The 368-nt window shown below is 67.7% G+C and carries 1 protein-coding gene; it reads left to right on the forward strand.

What is annotated here, in order from left to right:
* Positions 1-368: maleylpyruvate isomerase family mycothiol-dependent enzyme (locus AC1DUE_RS20820; protein ID WP_477041294.1), on the forward strand; the 368-nt coding region annotated here is incomplete at both ends.

Below are 368 nucleotides of genomic sequence, written 5' to 3' on the forward strand. Positions count from 1 at the left end.
GCCGTACACCGTGCCCCGGTTGGTCGGTGCGCGACATCGTCTCGCACGTCATCGGCATGGAGTGCGAGCAGCTCGGCGATCCGCGGCCGATCCACACGCTGCCGCGCGATCTCTACCACGTACAGAACGACTTCACTCGCTACATGGAGATGCAGGTCGATGTGCGGCGCCACCACACCGCACCCGAGATGACCTCCGAGCTGGAGTACACGATCATCCGCCGCTCCCGTCAGCTGCGGAACGAGTCGCGTGACCCGGAGACCATGACCCGCGCGCCGCTCGGCGCCGAGCAGACCCTGGAACTGGCGCTGCGGATGCGGGCCTTCGACGTCTGGGTGCACGAGCAGGATCTGCGGACGACGCTGGGC

The sequence above is a fragment of the Cellulomonas sp. P4_A2 genome, assembly GCF_056402515.1.